Origin of the sequence: Enterobacter sp. HNDS-6 (genome assembly GCF_039850505.1) — a bacterium.
GTDB classification, from domain to species: domain Bacteria; phylum Pseudomonadota; class Gammaproteobacteria; order Enterobacterales; family Enterobacteriaceae; genus Enterobacter; species Enterobacter kobei.
On sequence record NZ_CP156673.1, the window covers coordinates 889,253 to 904,968 of the forward strand.

The 15,716-nt window shown below is 57.7% G+C and carries 17 protein-coding genes; 5 read left to right on the forward strand and 12 right to left on the reverse strand.

What is annotated here, in order from left to right:
- Window positions 1-10: 10 nt before the first annotated feature.
- Complete coding sequence (locus ABFI50_RS03995; protein ID WP_086527819.1) at window positions 11-1,180, forward strand: HlyD family type I secretion periplasmic adaptor subunit; 1,170 nt, start codon at window positions 11-13, stop codon at window positions 1,178-1,180.
- 281 nt (window positions 1,181-1,461) lie between these two features.
- Window positions 1,462-1,887, forward strand: a complete 426-nt coding sequence (gene nudI / locus ABFI50_RS04000; RefSeq protein WP_048996638.1) for a nucleoside triphosphatase NudI — start codon at window positions 1,462-1,464, stop codon at window positions 1,885-1,887.
- On the opposite strand, the gene ABFI50_RS04005 is transcribed toward nudI, so the two are convergent.
- The 4 genes from ABFI50_RS04005 to ABFI50_RS04020 all read right to left on the reverse strand — a co-directional run bounded on the left by ABFI50_RS04005 (window position 1,850) and on the right by ABFI50_RS04020 (window position 4,705).
- Window positions 1,850-2,002 carry an AraC family transcriptional regulator gene (locus ABFI50_RS04005; protein ID WP_318594527.1) on the reverse strand — a complete coding sequence of 51 codons (153 nt, stop codon included), beginning with the start codon at window positions 2,000-2,002 and terminating at the stop codon, window positions 1,850-1,852. The two genes, nudI and ABFI50_RS04005, sit on opposite strands and share 38 nt — an antisense overlap.
- Window positions 2,003-2,012: 10 nt before the next feature.
- Complete coding sequence (locus tag ABFI50_RS04010; RefSeq protein ID WP_048996636.1) at window positions 2,013-2,531, reverse strand: DUF6622 family protein; 519 nt, start codon at window positions 2,529-2,531, stop codon at window positions 2,013-2,015.
- An 84-nt stretch (window positions 2,532-2,615) separates the two neighbouring features.
- Window positions 2,616-3,797: a PLP-dependent aminotransferase family protein gene (locus ABFI50_RS04015; protein ID WP_032635745.1), complete on the reverse strand. Its 1,182-nt coding sequence runs from the start codon at window positions 3,795-3,797 to the stop codon at window positions 2,616-2,618.
- A 20-nt stretch (window positions 3,798-3,817) separates the two neighbouring features.
- Window positions 3,818-4,705 carry a LysR family transcriptional regulator gene (locus ABFI50_RS04020; protein WP_023331133.1) on the reverse strand — a complete coding sequence of 296 codons (888 nt, stop codon included), beginning with the start codon at window positions 4,703-4,705 and terminating at the stop codon, window positions 3,818-3,820.
- A 97-nt stretch (window positions 4,706-4,802) separates the two neighbouring features.
- Here ABFI50_RS04020 and ABFI50_RS04025 point away from each other — a divergent pair, with 97 nt between their 5' ends.
- Complete coding sequence (locus ABFI50_RS04025) at window positions 4,803-5,405, forward strand: short chain dehydrogenase (RefSeq protein WP_014884943.1); 603 nt, start codon at window positions 4,803-4,805, stop codon at window positions 5,403-5,405.
- Here ABFI50_RS04025 and ABFI50_RS04030 read toward each other — a convergent pair.
- From ABFI50_RS04030 to ABFI50_RS04060, 7 genes are all read right to left on the reverse strand, one after another.
- Window positions 5,399-6,133 carry a class I SAM-dependent methyltransferase gene (locus ABFI50_RS04030; RefSeq protein WP_176260314.1) on the reverse strand — a complete coding sequence of 245 codons (735 nt, stop codon included), beginning with the start codon at window positions 6,131-6,133 and terminating at the stop codon, window positions 5,399-5,401. The two genes, ABFI50_RS04025 and ABFI50_RS04030, sit on opposite strands and share 7 nt — an antisense overlap.
- A gap of 126 nt (window positions 6,134-6,259) precedes the next feature.
- A complete protein-coding gene (locus ABFI50_RS04035; RefSeq protein WP_014884945.1) occupies window positions 6,260-7,639 on the reverse strand; it encodes an amidohydrolase family protein in 1,380 nt (459 codons plus the stop codon).
- A 1-nt stretch (window position 7,640) separates the two neighbouring features.
- Window positions 7,641-8,597, reverse strand: a complete 957-nt coding sequence (locus tag ABFI50_RS04040; protein WP_023331135.1) for a carbamate kinase family protein — start codon at window positions 8,595-8,597, stop codon at window positions 7,641-7,643.
- Window positions 8,594-10,147, reverse strand: coding sequence for a hypothetical protein (locus ABFI50_RS04045; RefSeq protein WP_014884947.1), 1,554 nt, complete (start codon window positions 10,145-10,147; stop codon window positions 8,594-8,596). The genes ABFI50_RS04040 and ABFI50_RS04045 overlap by 4 nt, the downstream gene beginning before the upstream one ends.
- An 11-nt stretch (window positions 10,148-10,158) precedes the next feature.
- Window positions 10,159-11,574, reverse strand: coding sequence for a DUF1116 domain-containing protein (locus ABFI50_RS04050; protein ID WP_045134069.1), 1,416 nt, complete (start codon window positions 11,572-11,574; stop codon window positions 10,159-10,161).
- A complete protein-coding gene (fdrA, locus tag ABFI50_RS04055) occupies window positions 11,574-13,115 on the reverse strand; it encodes an acyl-CoA synthetase FdrA (RefSeq protein ID WP_045134070.1) in 1,542 nt (513 codons plus the stop codon). The genes ABFI50_RS04050 and fdrA overlap by 1 nt, the downstream gene beginning before the upstream one ends.
- A gap of 108 nt (window positions 13,116-13,223) precedes the next feature.
- Window positions 13,224-13,829 (reverse strand): ankyrin repeat domain-containing protein, encoded by a 606-nt coding sequence (locus ABFI50_RS04060; RefSeq protein WP_014884950.1) that lies wholly within the window; start codon window positions 13,827-13,829, stop codon window positions 13,224-13,226.
- Window positions 13,830-14,149: 320 nt separating this feature from the next.
- On the opposite strand from ABFI50_RS04060, the gene ABFI50_RS04065 reads away from it, so the two are divergent.
- Complete coding sequence (locus tag ABFI50_RS04065; protein ID WP_014884951.1) at window positions 14,150-15,079, forward strand: LysR substrate-binding domain-containing protein; 930 nt, start codon at window positions 14,150-14,152, stop codon at window positions 15,077-15,079.
- On the opposite strand, the gene ABFI50_RS04070 is transcribed toward ABFI50_RS04065, so the two are convergent.
- Window positions 15,076-15,234: a YqaE/Pmp3 family membrane protein gene (locus ABFI50_RS04070; RefSeq protein WP_014884952.1), complete on the reverse strand. Its 159-nt coding sequence runs from the start codon at window positions 15,232-15,234 to the stop codon at window positions 15,076-15,078. The genes ABFI50_RS04065 and ABFI50_RS04070 overlap by 4 nt on opposite strands.
- A gap of 178 nt (window positions 15,235-15,412) precedes the next feature.
- Between ABFI50_RS04070 and ABFI50_RS04075 the strand changes: the two genes are divergently transcribed.
- Window positions 15,413-15,712, forward strand: a complete 300-nt coding sequence (locus ABFI50_RS04075; RefSeq protein WP_014884953.1) for a metalloregulator ArsR/SmtB family transcription factor — start codon at window positions 15,413-15,415, stop codon at window positions 15,710-15,712.
- The last annotated feature ends 4 nt before the right edge of the window (window positions 15,713-15,716 follow it).

The window sequence follows — 15,716 nt, forward strand, 5'->3', positions numbered from 1 at the left end:
CGTTGCCGCAATGGACGATCTGGATAACGCGCTTGAATCCGAAAGTGGCTACACCGGCGCACGTCGAATCGTCATCTTCTCGTTGCTGATGTTTGTGGCCCTGGGCGTCTGGGCATGGTTTGGCGTGCTGGATGAGGTCTCAACCGGCTCGGGGAAAGTGATCCCCAGCTCGCGCGAACAAGTATTACAGTCGCTCGACGGCGGGATCCTCACCGAGCTGAACGTTCATGAGGGCGATCAGGTGCAGGCCGGACAGGTGCTGGCGCGGCTTGATCCGACGCGTTCCGAATCGAACGTCGGTGAAAGTGCAGCGCGCTACCGCGCGTCACTGGCTTCCAGCGCACGTCTGAATGCCGAGGTGAACGATCTCCCGCTAACGTTCCCGCCTTCGCTGGCAAAATGGCCGGATCTGATTGCCGCCGAAACGCGGCTCTACAACTCCCGCCGTGCGCAGCTGGATGATACCCAACGGGAGCTGCGCGCCGCGTTAGATCTCGCCAATAAAGAGCTGGCGATCACCCAAAGGCTGGTTAAAACCGGGGCCGCCAGCCATGTGGAGGTGCTGCGCCTGCAGCGACAGAAAAGTGACCTGGAGTTGAAGCTCACCGACGTGCGCTCGCAGTATTACGTTCAGGCGCGCGAAGCGTTATCCAAGGCTAACGCGGAAGTGGATATGGTTTCCGCGGTCCTTAAAGGCCGCCAGGATTCCGTCACCCGCCTGACGGTAAAATCCCCGGTGCGCGGGATTGTGAAAAACATCAAAGTCACCACCATCGGCGGCGTGATCCCGCCTAACGGCGAGCTGATGGAGATTGTGCCGGTGGACGATCACCTGCTGATTGAAACCCGCCTCTCGCCGCGCGATATCGCCTTTATCCACCCGAACCAGGAGGCGCTGGTCAAAATCACCGCCTACGATTACGCCATCTACGGCGGTCTGCATGGGGTGGTAGAGACCATTTCACCGGACACCATCCAGGACGAAGCCAAGCCGGAAGTGTTCTATTACAGGGTGTTTATCCGCACCAGCCAGGATTACCTGGTCAATAAAGCGGGCAGGCACTTCTCGATTGTACCGGGCATGATTGCGACAGTGGACATCAAGACCGGCGAGAAAACGGTGCTGGATTATCTGATTAAGCCGTTTAACCGGGCGAAAGAGGCGCTGCGGGAGCGGTAGTCAATCGCCTTACCAGTCCTACACACTAAAGCTAAGGGGAATGCGGTTTTCTCCCTCTCCCTGTGGGAGAGGGTTGGGGTGAGGGCGTCAGACCGCAACACAGAAAAAATTCACCGCCGATAGGGCGTTAAAACGGGCGAAAGCATTCGATATCAGCGCTGAATTCTGGCTGAATCTGCAACAAAATATGGAAAACCGAGGGATGAGAATCCCCCCCCCTAACATAACCTCCCCCGCCTTATCTGCTAAAGTAGCCCAAATTCATTTTTCAGGAAGAAATCATGCTCCAACGAACCATTGTCTGCCCCATCATCCAGAACGACGGTGCCTATCTGCTGTGTAAAATGGCCGACGATCGCGGCGTGTTTCCCGGTCAATGGGCCCTCTCCGGCGGCGGAATGGAACCGGGAGAAACCATGGAACAGGCGTTGCGCCGTGAGATCCGCGAAGAGCTGGGCGAAGCGCTGGAGATCGTCTCGGTCACGCCATGGGCTTTTCGCGATGACATCAGGGTAAAAACCTACGCCGATGGCACCACCGAGGAGATTTATATGATCTATCTGATCTTCGACTGCATGAGCGCCAACCGGGACGTCACGTTTAATGAGGAGTTTCAGGAGATCGCCTGGGTTAATCCGGAATCGTTAAAAGATCTGGATCTCAACGAAGCTACCCGCATGACCTTCGCGCAAAAGAGTCTTCTTTAATCGCCCACTGCCCCGGCGTTTTACCGGTCCATGTTCTGAAAACCTCAATGAATGCGCTGACGCTGCTGTAGCCGCAGGACAGCGCAATCCACCCTACCGGATTCCCTGCCGCCAGTTAACGAAGTTCATTCCGCCCGGCGAAGTGCGGTACGATTATACACCCCAACATACCGCGCAAATTTCCCTAGAAATACGCCGGCAAACACGCCCCCGGAGACGATCGCCAGCGCGCTCATGGCGGGCTGTTGCATCGTCTGAGGCGAAACCGCGCTCATCACCCCCAGCACATACTTCACCCCAAACGCCAACATCATAAACGGCAGCGCGGTGTAGTCTGCCTGGCGGTAAAGCGTACGCGGCGCATCTGCCCGGGTGATAACCGCCCGCTTAATCAGGAGATACCCCAGCGCGGCACCGGCGAAGATCCCCCCCGTCCACAATGCGACAGTCGCAGGCGTCAACGTGCGATAGAGCACCAGATCGTAAATATCCCACACCAGAAAGATCGCCGGGATAATGGCAAGCCTCTCCAGCGTAACGGTGGCGGGCCTGCGGGCTTTGATACCACGGGAGATGAGGAAGATAAACAACACCCACACCCAGGCGGGCGTGTGCGTAACAACACCGATCAGAAATTCAAACATGGAACTCACCATGAACGATCGCGGCCGTGCCGCCCTGAACGCGTATTGCGCATAACGGCAGGAATGCCATTATGCGCAGGTCTTTTAAAGCGATTTCTTCAGGCGCTGCACCGCCTCTTTCAGCTGCTCATCTGTTGGTGTCACAAACGACATGCGCAGCGTAGTCTGGTCCGGTTCATTGCAGTAGAAAAACTCGCCCGGCACAAATACCACGCCGTTGCTTAACGTCTTTTCCAGCCAGCGGGTGGTATTCATCCCGTTGTTCATTTTCGCCCACAGGAACATGCCGCCTTTAGGCTTGTGGAACGACATCACATCACCCAGCTCCGCTTCCAGTTCGGTGGCGAAGGTCTGGTATTTCTGGCGATAAGCTTCGCGGATCATCTTAATCTGCCCGGCCAGGCGACCGGTTTTCAGATACTCATACGTCATTAACTGCGACAGCGTGCTGGTGTGCAGGTCGGTGGTTTGCTTAAGGTTCACCACCGCACGCTTCAGCCACTCCGGCACCAGCACCCAGCCTACGCGGGTGCCCGGCGCGAGTATTTTAGAGAAGGTTGAGGTGTAGACCACGTTCTCTTCGTTACCGATATCTTTGGCATGGGCAATTAACGGGCGGAAGACCTCATCGGTGTAGTTAATTTCGCTGTACGGGTCGTCTTCAATAATGACGAAATCATAGCGTTTCGATAATTCCACCAGATGTTTACGACGCGCTTCAGAGAGCGTCACGCCGCCCGGGTTACCAAAGGTCGGGACGATATAAACCGCTTTGATGGTTTTTTTTGCCACCAGCGCCTCAAGTTCGTCGACCTTCATGCCGTCGCCGTCGGTGCCGACGGACTCAAAATTCGCCTGCGCCAGGCCGAAAACCTGCAGCGCGGCAAGATAGGTTGGACGCTCGACGACGACGGTATCGCCTGGGTTAATTAATGCACGCGCCAGCACGTCGAGAGACTGCTGCGAACCGGACGTCACCACCACGTCATCGGCTTTACAGGCAATGCCTCGTCCTTCACAGATGCGTTGGATCTCTTCCCGCAGTCCTGGAAAACCTTCGGTCAGACCATACTGAAACGCCTCGCCAAAATGTTGCGATAAGACGGCATCCGCGGCTATTTTAAGCCCTTCGTGATCGAACAAATCGGGGTTCGGAATCCCTCCGCCCAGCGAAATCACGCCAGCCATTTTGCTATGTTTTAATAATTCACGGATGGCAGATGATTGCAGGCCCTGCGCGCTGCTGGCGAGTTTGTTTGCAGACATTCTTTGATTACCTTCTTTTTTTATATTGTGCCCAATCTTAGCAGAATATGAGCGATAAATTCCGTTAGCTTCGGAAGAGGACGTAAATCCTGGCGCCACAATAAATGCACCGGCCTCGGCGCGGGGGTGAACGGCTCCAGTACCCGAATCAGCCTGCCGCTTGCCAGCTCTTCCGCCACCAGCACTTCCGGTTGTAGCAACAGCCCCGCCCCTGCGCGTGCCGCCATACGCAGGCCATAGCCGTCGTTACATCTTAAGATGGCATCACGCTTCCAGCGTACTTCCCCTTCCACGCCCGGTAACCGCCACTCGTTACGCGCGGTCCATACCGTGTGCGAAAGACACAGATGATCCACCAGATCGGCAGGCGTTTGCGGCGTACCGTGTCGCGCTAAATAGTCCGGTGCGGCGCAGATCACCATGTTGTAGGGGCACAAATATTTCGCCACCAGATCGTCATTGCGAATATCACCAATGCGAATGGCCAGATCGACCCCCTCCTCCACCAGATCGACCATTCGGTTAGTCAGATCCAGTTCGATGCGCACCTGCGGGTAACGTTGTAAAAAGGTGGCGGTGAGCGGGGCGATCACGCAGCCGCCAAACGAGGTAGGCGCAGTGACGCGCAGGGTTCCGGCCGGTGTGGCACGCAGGCGTTCAACCGCGTTTTCGGCGATTGAGACCTGCTCCAGCACCCGTCTGGCCTCTTCAAAATAGACGCGGCCCGCATCCGTCAGGCTCTGACGACGCGTATTACGCTCAAGCAGGCGGGTGCCAAGCCGGGACTCCAGCAACGCAATATACTTTCCCACCATGACCGCCGACATCTCAAGGCGGGAGGCCGCGCCGGTAAAGCTGCCGCTTTCTACCACCGCGATAAACGTCTCCATGCCGCGAAGCTTATCCATATTCCGAACCTCTGGTTAGCAATCTTCTAACTTTAGCCCAGTTTATCTGACTTTTTATTTATTAAAGAATGAGGGCTCACAACATGAGGAGTCGGATATGAAAATCGTGATTATTGGTGCCAGCGGTACGGTCGGTCAGGCAGTAACAGAAGCGCTAAGCCGCCGTCATGAGGTGATCCGCGTAGGTCGTACACAGGGCGACTATCAGGTGGATATCACCTCGCAGGAGAGCGTGCAGGCGCTGTTCGAGAAAATTGGCCGGGTGGATGCCATTGTCTCCGCCAGCGGTGGCCTCTACTTTGGCCCGCTTGCGACCATGAAAGACAGCGACTTTAATCAGGGCCTGCAGGATAAACTTCTGGGGCAGGTGCGCCTTGCGCTAACCGGCCAGCACTATCTGAACGAAGGTGGCTCTATCACCCTGATTAGCGGCATTGTGGCGCACGAGCCGATTGCCCAGGGAGTAAACGCCACCACCGTGAATGCCGCACTGGAAGGGTTTGTTCGCGCCGCAGCCTGTGAGCTGCCGCGCGGGATCCGCATTAACCTGATTAGCCCGACGGTCCTGACGGAATCCGCTGAAGCGTACGACGGTTTCTTCCCCGGCTTTGAGAGCGTCCCCGCTGCAACCGTGGCGCAGGCCTATCGCCGCAGCGTGGAAGGGGTACAGAGCGGTCGGGTGTATAAGGTTGGTTACTGAGCCTTACGGGCGGCGATCAGCACCAGCATCGGGCGCTCTGCCTCTTCGGCCAGCGCGGGGCAGGCCGCAATTTGCCCCTGCGTTGGCCCCCATTCGTTGACTTCGCTTATCGTTAATCCGGCCTTGATCAGCGCGTTGAGCGTGGTGCCCAGCGTACGGTGATACTTGATGACCCCGTCCGCCAGCCAGTTGCTGACGCGCTGGCTCTCGTCCTGATAATGATTCACGCCCCAGAACCGCTCGCCGTTGTCGTCGGTCAGCCAGCCCTGGCGGGTGGCGCAGGTGTAAATGGGGTGCTCCATCGAGAAGACCAGGCTGCCACCGGGTTTAAGCGCGCGCTGAACGTTGGCGAATAACGTATCCAGTTCCGGCAGGTAGTGCAGTGCCAGCGAGCTGTAGACCAGGTCGAGGCTGTTATCTTTGAGCGCCAGCGACTCCAGATCGCTACGCTGATAATGAATCTGTGGGTCAGCGGTAAGCTCCGCAGCCCGGGCGAGCATCTTTTCTGAGATATCAACACCCGTGATGTCAGATGCACCCAGTTCGCGCGCAGCGCGACAAAACCAGCCGTAGCCGCAGCCGAGATCGATAACCGATTTGCCGGTTAAATCGGGCAGCATGCTTTTTAGCGCCGGCCACTCCGGCGCACCGTCCAGCCCCTGCACCGAGCGCGGAAGCTGGGCGTAGCCTTCGAAAAACGCCGGGTTGTCGTAGATATTTTGTGCCATGGCAGATCCCTCTTTAAGAATGTGACTCCCAGTATAAAACATTGCCGGGTGGCGCTGCGCTTACCCGGCCTACGATTTGAGGGTTACAGTAGGCCGGGTAAGGCGAAGCCGTCACCCGGCTCGCCTTTAGCCCACAGTACCCCAGACCAGATTTCCCTTATGGAACGTCGCGGTACGCGGTGAAATCCGCGCCACGGCTTCGGCGGAGCACGAGGCATCCACCAGCACAAAGCTGGCGTCGTCCTGCGCTTTCGGCCACACCCGTTCGCCTTTGTCGTTCAGCGGCAGAACGTCACCGGTCGCGATACCGAGCGCCCGGGAGAGCGTCTGCTCGTTCGGGCGAATGTACAGCTGCGCGTAAAGATTGGCTTTTTCCAGCATATCTCCCAGGCCGTACGGCGACCAGTGGTCGATCACGCTGTCGGTGCCGGTCATGACAAACACGCCCTTATCACGCAGCTGTTTCAGCGGCATATGGAGGGTACCAATCGGCACGGTAGAAGCGATGGTCACCTGCTGCGCCGCCATACGGGTCGCAATCGCATCCACCTCCTGCTCGTTAAGCGTCGCCAGCGCGAAGGCGTGGCTGATAGTCAGCTTGCCCTTCAGCTCCGGCGTTTTCTCCACCGTTTCCACCATGTAATTCACCGCCGCCACGCCCGCCGGGCTGGTTTCATGCAGGTGAATATCCACCCCTTTGTCGTAATCCAGCGCAATCTGGAACATCAGATCGAGGGATTTCTCCATCGCGCCGTCGACGTTCGTCGGGTCCAGCCCGCCCACGTAGTGCGCACCGGCCTGCATCGCGTCGCGCATCAGTTTTTCAGAATGGGAAAGCAGCAGTCCGTGCTGTGGAAACGCGACAATTTCACAGTCAAAGCCAGGCTGGCGGCGCGATAACACCGCCTGCAGATTTTCCAGGTTTTTCAGGCCGGAAACCGGCTCAATGTTGCAGTGGCTGCGGGCGATGGTGGAACCTTTCGACTGGATCAGGTCGATAAGTGCCTCCGCGCGTTCCTGGGTGTAGGGCTGCAGTTCCGGCAGCAGCTTCTGCTCAAGGCGGATCATGTCCTGAATCGTGGTCCCCGCCGGGCGGTTCAGGGAGCGCCACGGACCGCCGTAGAAGGTTTTATCCAGATGGATGTGCATGTCGCGCATCGCCGGGAGCATCAGTTTTTTACCCGCGTCATAGTGAGGCAGAGACGCGTCGGCGTGGCTAATGTTATCGCGCAGGGCGACGATCTTGCCGTCTTTAATCTCCAGCGTTTTCAGCTCGGTGCGAGTGCTCGTCGCCACGCTGCCGTCGAAAGTAAACCCGGCTTCGAGCAGCACGTTGTCCAGATAGTAATGCTTCGCGGTGATGTTCATCGGTTTACCGGTCTCGCAGGCGGGCGCAGCGGTATCCGCAGCATACGCGACGGAGCCGGTGGCACCAAACAGCGCGCAGGCGGTGACCATTTTGCCGCTCTGGCTGATAAATTCGCGGCGGCTTTTATTATCATTCATCTTATTTTCCTTCATTCACAATATGGGTACCGGTTTCCCCGCGCAGTGCCGCGGGCAGACAGTCCGGGGAGGTGATAATCACTCGCCTGCCGCCGTGGTGTAAAAATTCCAGCGAGGCCACGATTTTGGGCAACATGCTCCCTGCCGGGAAATGGCCTTCCTCCATGTAGCGCGTCATCTGCGCCACGTTGACGGTATCCAGCGCCTGCTGGTTCGGCTTGCCGAAGTGAATACACACCTTCTCCACGCCGGTGGTGATGACCAGCACGTCGGCGCGGATCTCCCGTGCCAGCAGCGCGGTGGAGAGGTCTTTATCTATTACCGCGTCGACGCTGCGGTAGTCGCCCTGCTCCGAGCGCACGACGGGAATTCCTCCACCGCCCGCGCCGATCACCACAAAACCTTTTTGCGTCAGCGCCTTGATGGCATCTGCCTCTACGATGCGCAGCGGCTGCGGCGAGGCCACGACGCGGCGATAGCCGCGGCCTGAATCCTCGACAAAATGCCAGTCCGGGTGCGCCTGCTGCAGATCATTGCGCTGCGCCTCGCTGAAGAAAGCGCCAATCGGTTTCGTCGGGTGCGTAAAGCCGGGATCGTCTTTATCCACTTCGACCTGGGTGACGACCGTGACCGCTTTTTGCTCCCCGCGCCCCGCCAGGCGGTTATTGAGTGCCTGCTGGATCAGGTAGCCGATTCCGCCCTGGGTATCCGCGACGCAGTTTGCCAGCGGCGTCAGAGGGAGCCCTTCCCGTTCGTGAGCGATTTCGGCCCGGCGCAGATCCAGCCCCACCTGGGGACCGTTGCCGTGGGTGAGTACGATGTCATAGTCGGAGGCCAGCATCTCGAGCACGGACTCTGCCACCGCTTTGACCGCCTGCGCCTGATGCTCAACCGACTGGCTGGCGTTGTCTTTGATAATGCTGTTGCCGCCGATGGCGACGACCATAAGCTCTTTCATACGTTTTCCTTCGCAACGGTACCAGTCGCAGCGCTCGCCGCTTCGCGGCTATCCAGCACATGCTTCACTACAAACATGCCGCCCATCATCAGGTAGGCCGTAACGAACATCAGCGAACTGCCTTCGGCAAAGCCCACCACCGGGGCGTGGATCACCCCAAACAGTGCCAGCAGCGCCCCACCCGCGGCCGCAACGGCCCCGCGCAGCGGCTTGTTGATGATGGCGAAGATAGCGATACAGCCCCACAGCATGCTGGCAAGCGGCGCGCCGTTGCCGAGATGCATCAACCCTTCGTAGTAAATCCCTTTGCTGTGCAGCACGTCGGTGCCGATTTTCGCTGCGCTGGTCCCTGCCGCATTCATCACGCTGTTCATCATGGTGAGCGCCCAGTTGGCGATCCACGGGAACAGGCAGATGAAGATGACGGGCACCTCCACTTTCGGCGTTTCCCGCACCACCTGGTTAGCGGTAACGACGCCGATAAACACCAGAATGGGCACGATGGCAGTCATCGGAATGATGGCGAGCATAAACGCCCCCAGCCCGAACAGCGGCACGATGAACATGGTCACCCCGGAAGCCAGCGTGTAGCCAATGCTGGCCCCCATCGCTTTCCAGCCCGGGTGGCCGACGTAGACCGTGACCGGGAACGGGTTACCCATCAGGCAGCCCAGCATCGACGCCAGACCGTTCGCCAGCATCACCTTACGGGTCGGGTACTCATCCCCCGCCGCGTGGGCGCTTTCGATGTTCTCCAGGTCAAAGATATAGTTCGCCAGCCCCAGCGGCACGGCGGATGCCAGATACGGCAGCGCGTGCGGCAGCCCCTGCATAAAGCTGTCGACGTGCACTTCCGGCGGGTTAAAGCCGAAGGATGACATAGACGCCTTAATGGCTTCCGGGCTTTGCAGCCCCGAGATCCACGCTAATGCCGTACCGGCAATCAGCAACAGCAGACCGGTCGGGATTTTGGCGAAAATCGGCTTTTTGCCGAACCAGTTGATAAAAATCAGCAGCAGTACGATGAATGACACGGTCGGCGCTTCAAACGCCTGCAGCATCGGGTTCATCGCCAGCAGCAGCAGGCCTAAACCGGAGAGACACGACAGCAGCACGGTGCGCGGGATCATCTTGCGGATGGTCTCCCCGAGGAACGAACCGCCCGCGAGGATCATTGCTTCCACAAAGCACCACACCAGACCGATCTGAATCGCGAAATCCGCATCCCCGGTCTGCTGGTAGACGGGCATGAGGACCAGGAAGGTCACGGTAAAAATCGACGGCGCGCTCGGGCCGGACGGCAGCGCCGTCACGTCCGTGCGCCCGGTGGCACGGGCCATCTGCAGGCCAAACCAGGCATAACAGATGCTCGCCACCAGCACCGCCAGCCCGAAGGCTGGTGCGATGCGTCCATAAACAATCTCCTTCGGGATGCCGACGACAAAAATGAGCAGCCCCATCATGGTCAGCAAATTGGTCAGGTTGTTGGTCATCAACCCGAAATAAGCCGCCCAGTCACCTCTTTTCCACTCCAGTTTCATGTTTTTCATGGATGCATGCCTTATAAAACGTAGCGATCGCGGAAGGTCAACAGCGCCTTTTCAAAACAGCTGAACGGCGGGTGAACGATGCCCGCCCCAATCATGCCGATACCGGCGTCCTTGTGGGCAATGGCGGTATTAATGACCGGCAAAATGCCGCTGCCTGCCACTTTGGTGATGTCGATGGCAGTCGGGATGCCCATAAAAGAGAGCAGCGGAATGGTGACGTTCGGGTTTTCGCCGAGGGTGATTTCGCGCATCTGCCGGGAGAAGTCGATGGCTTCTTCCACCGTGCCGCCCACCAGCGCCACAATCGCCGGCGCCGTCGCCATGGCAAAACCGCCGATGCCGTAGGTTTCCGTAATTGCGCTGTCGCCGATATCCAGCCCGCAGTCTTCCGGCTTATAGCCCGCAAACATCGGGCCAATGACCTGCTGCGCCGGGCCGGTGAACCATTGCCCCGGCAGGCCGGAGACACGCAGACCGAACTCGTAGCCGTTGCGCGCCATGGTGGTGACAACGGTGCTGTACTCAATGCCGTGGGCGGCGTCCAGCGCGGCTTTGCACATTGCCATCCACGTTGGGCCGGAGAAGTAGTCGCTGCTGGCGACAAACTCGAACACCTCACGCTGCTGCTCAACAGGATAACCCGCCTGGATCAGACCCGGCGTCAGGGCCTGGATCAGCAGCGTGGTGCCCGCGTTGTTGCGGTTGTGGCACTCGTCGCCCATGTGCAGCGCCTGGGCCAGCATCAGACGAAGATCGATTTCACCGACGATCTTCATCGCGTCGCGCAGCATCGGGCCGAGCACGTCGCGCATCCAGTTCAGGCGGTCAATCACGCTCTGGTCGTTGGCGCCCATGCGCAGGATCTTCGCCATCTGCTCGCTGAGGTTGGTGAACGCGCGGTTGCCGTAGGTTTTGTTCTCAACGATGTGCATAAACATCGACGCGGAGGTGACGCCCGCCATCGAGCCCACGCAGTCGTGCTCGTGGCACGGCGAGAAGGTGATTTCCCCTGAAGCGGCGAGCCTTGCAGCCTCCTCCAGATCCGCCGCCAGCCCCTCGAACACCAGCGCGCCGGTGACCGCCCCTTTCATCGCCCCGCACATGTTTTCCCACGAGACAGGCGGACCGGCGTGAAGGATGGTGGTGCGGGTCATGCCCGGCACGACGTTAATCGCCTGGTCATAGCCCACCAGCACCGGGTGGGACTGAATAATGCGCTCAAGCGCGATGTGGTTAGCGGCGGCAATTTTCTCCGCCAGCGATTTTTCGGCCAGTTGATCGAGCGCCTCAACGATCTGCATGTTACCCTGCCCTGGCGGCGTCCAGTCGAGCTGGGTCACGGGAACGTGCTGTTTTTTGAGGTCGTCGCTGAACATCGCGATACCGACGTTAATCACGTTCAGCGGCTGGTTAAATAAGGTGGTCATTATGCGTTCTCCCCTTTGCAGACAAATTCGCGAGCCAGTAATCCGGTATTGGTGCTGCTGCTGGCCCAGATGACGCCCGCATCGGTCAGGAGCTGGCACTGCTGAGCAAGCTTCTGCGGATCCTGGTCGGTACCAAGCACATAGCCTAAGATCGCCAGCGGACGGCTGTCGGCCTTCGCGATCGCCTGCGCCTCTTTGATCGCGTCGAGCATCACGCCAACCGGATCCTCATGCGCGCCAAACCCGAGCACAAAATCCATCACGATGACCCCCACCTGCGGATCGCGCGCCTCCTGCAGCAGGCGGCTGATGCGGTTGGTCGGGTCGATCATCGGGTGCGGTTTGCCGTTGGTGAAATCATCATCGCCAAAATCGAGGAAGGTATGGGCCTGGCTGACGTTGATGTCGCTCAGACGCTTCGCCGGATCCGGCTGGATGTTGCTGTAGACGTCGTCGTACTTCTCCAGCGCCGCAAACATCGCTTCGTCGCACAGGGTCCCACCGCAGAAGAGCCCACGAATGTATTTTTGCTGCGGGGTCAGGCGGGCGCGCACCTCTTCAATCAGCGGCCAGTTGAGCGGGTGCAAATCCAGAGACGCTTTGTCGATGCCGGTAAGGAGTACCGCTTTCAGGGCTGCCTCTTTGGTGGCTCGGGCAAACTGCAGACCGTCTTCATCAGCGGGCGGTACGTTGCGGCCGAGGAAACACACGACGACGGGCTTGAGGCAGGCGCGGGCGCGGGCGAGGACTTTTTCAGCCACCGCGGGTGCGGGTGGCTTGGAGATGAGGGCAATCACCTGGGTGCCTTCATCGGCCTCCAGCATGTCGATGGCGTCGAGCATCATCAGGCCGCCGATTTTCTCGCTGAGATCGCGCCCGCCGGTGCCAATCAGCTGCGACACACCGCCGCCGAATTCATGAATGCGCACGCTGAGTTCCTGGCTGCCGGTCCCGGAAGCGCCGACAATCCCAATCGTCCCGCGACGTACCGCGTTAGCGAAGCACAGCCCCGCGCCGTTGATAATGGCGGTGCCGCAGTCCGGCCCCATCATCAGCAGCCCTTTCTGGTGGGCCAGCTGCTTCAGCGCCAGCTCGTCATCGAGCGACACGTTATCGGAAAAGAGCATGACGTTAAGATCGTTTTCCAGCGCCTGACGTGCTTCGCGGGCGGCGAAGGTGCCGTTGACGGAGATCACCGCAAGATTGCTGTCCGGGCGATGGGTTTTGGCGCTGGCAATCGTGGCGTAGCGCGCTTCGTGGGAGCCTGCACGCTCTTTGCGCGTAAATAACGCTTCGATGGCCGCCAGCGTTTCATCATTCGCCGCATCGCCTTTAATAACGATCATCAGATCGCCGTTTTTCGCGTTTTCTAATTCCGGCGTCAGCAGTCCAAGGTTTTTTAATACGCCTTTATTCATCTCCGTCGCCATCGCCACAAAGGCCTGTTCAACTCCCGGCAATTTATTGGCTTTTGTGGAAACGGACATTAATGAGACGGAGTCAAAATAAGTGTTCTTTTTAATCACGATTTTTGTGGGCATTATTTTCTCCTGAAAGCGGATAAAAGGGGGGCCGCCGTCGTGCAAAATGCACGTCGGTAAAAATGCTTTTTTATTAAGCGGCCAGCCGGAACAGGCTGACCGTCGTTTTTACGCGCCGGCCGCCAGCAGCAGGTCGGCGATCGCGTGGTAGCCTTTTTCCCGCGCCAGCTCGAGCGGGGTTTTACCGTATTTATCGGTCATGTGCGGGTTCGCGCCGTTATCCAGTAACAGCTTCACAATTTCCTGCTGTTTCTCGCCGCCGTCATTCAACACGATGGCCTCCAGCAGCGGCGTCCAGCCGACAAAGTTGGTGTGGTTGACGTTAATATCGGTTTTTGCCAACAGCTCGCGCACAATTTCAACGTGGCCTTTCTCACTGGCCGGGGTAATCCCCACGCCACCGAAGCGCGTCAGGCGATCCAGGTCCGGATTTGCCGGAAGAACGATGCGCAGTAACGTTAAATCATTGGTAAGGCAGCTAATCAGGAAGGGGTTAAAACAGGTCTGGTCCTGTTTATCAATATCCGCACCGGCTGCAATTAAAAATTCCACACAGGCATAATGCTTTTTCAGGCTGGCAATAATAATGGCGGTTCTTTTCTGGCGGTTGGTGGCGTTAATATCCACGCCTTTCTCCAGACAGGCTTTTAGCGCGTCGACGTTCCCCTCTTCTGCCGCCAGCAGAAATTCCGTCACCAGTGCAGTTGCAGACATATTCAGACTCCCTATGTTTCATTTCTGATGACCTGAGAATAGCAACAGCCTGGTGATAAAAGAATCCGCTTAAAATTCATTCATCGACAGGCAATTCATTGTTGAGTTAAATTCAACGGTTCAGCTAAAACGTGCGTCTGTGCAACCTTTTTCTTATGTTTTACCGCTTTTTAGCGCCTCAGGCTGCATTATCCTTATGGCTGAAAAAGCCTTGTGCCGCGCGGCCCTGAGCAAATAGTCAGAACTGTGACCGGCTTCAAATGTGATGTAAAAGCGCTGTTAAAATATGTTCAAAACTGATGGCAACCAGGAGCCGTAATATGAATTCCATCTTTACCGAAGAGAACCTGCTGGCCTTCACCACTGCGGCACGTTTTGGCAGTTTCAGCAAAGCCGCCGCCGAGCTGGGCGTGACCACCTCGGCTATCAGTTACACCATTAAACGCATGGAGACCGGTCTGGACGTGGTGCTGTTTGTGCGTAACACGCGCAGCATTGAGCTGACCGAATCTGGCTTTTACTTTTACCGCAAGGCAACCGACCTGCTGAACGACTTTCACGCCATCAAGCGCGGAATTGATACCATTTCGCAGGGCATTGAGGCGCGGGTGCGTATCTGTATCAATCAGCTTTTGTATACTCCACGCCATACTGCACGCCTGCTGCAGGTGCTGAAAAAGCAGTTTCCCACCTGCCAGATCACAGTGACCACCGAGGTGTATAACGGCGTATGGGATTCCATCATCAACAACCAGGCCAATATCGCGATTGGTGCGCCGGACACCCTGCTCGACGGCGGCGGCATTGATTACACCGAGATTGGCGCCATCCGCTGGGTATTTGCTATCGCACCGGAACATCCGCTGGCCTTTGTCCCCGAGCCGATTGCGGAGAGCCAGCTGCGGCTATATCCCAACATCATGGTGGAAGATACCGCGCACACCATTAATAAGAAGGTCGGCTGGCTGCTGCACGGGCAGGAGGCGATACTGGTGCCGGATTTCAACACCAAGTGCCAGTGTCAGATTCTGGGAGAAGGGATTGGCTTTTTGCCGGAATACATGGCCCGCGAGGCGGTAGAAGACGGGCTACTGGTCACCCGACGCATCAACAATCCGCGTCAGGATTCCCGCATGCTGCTTGCCACACAACATGCGGCGACCGGCCAGGTCACTCGCTGGATCAAACAACAGTTTGGTCCAGCGGGCGTGCTGACGAACATCTACAGCGATTTACTCTGGCGGGCTTAGCTTTTTGTTTGTACCCAAAACGCGTGGATAAGACCGGGAATGTAACCCAGCAAGGTCAAAAGAATATTCAGGATAAACGCCCAGCCAAACCCCTTACCGAGCAGCACGCCCAGCGGAGGAAGAATAATCGTAAAGACAATACGCCAAAAACCCATAAGCACTCCGTACAAGCTAACCAGTTGAAAATAAATAAGAGTATGACTCTAAGCGTAGCCAGTTTATCGGCTTCTGCCATCCAGACCCGTCCCATTTACCCTCTTTTACGCTTTTGGCAGTGGTGTAACGCACCGGAATAGTTTAGCATTCACTTAATTAAGTAAATACTAAACTAAAATGACTGAACTTGAACAACTCCAGGCCAGCGCTGAGCAGGCCGCCGCCCTGTTGAAAGCGATGAGTAATCCACGTCGGCTGCTGATCCTCTGCACATTATGCGGAGCTCCCGGCACCCGCGCGGGCGACCTGGCGCGTGCCACCGGGCTGAGTCCTTCCGCCACGTCGCAGCATCTGGCGCGTATGCGTGAGGAAGGGCTTATCGACAGCACCCGTGAGGCGCAGCGCATTCTTTATTTCATTAAAAACGATGCGGTGCTTCAGCTCATCAGCACCCTGAAAACCCTTTATTGTCCGTAAGGAG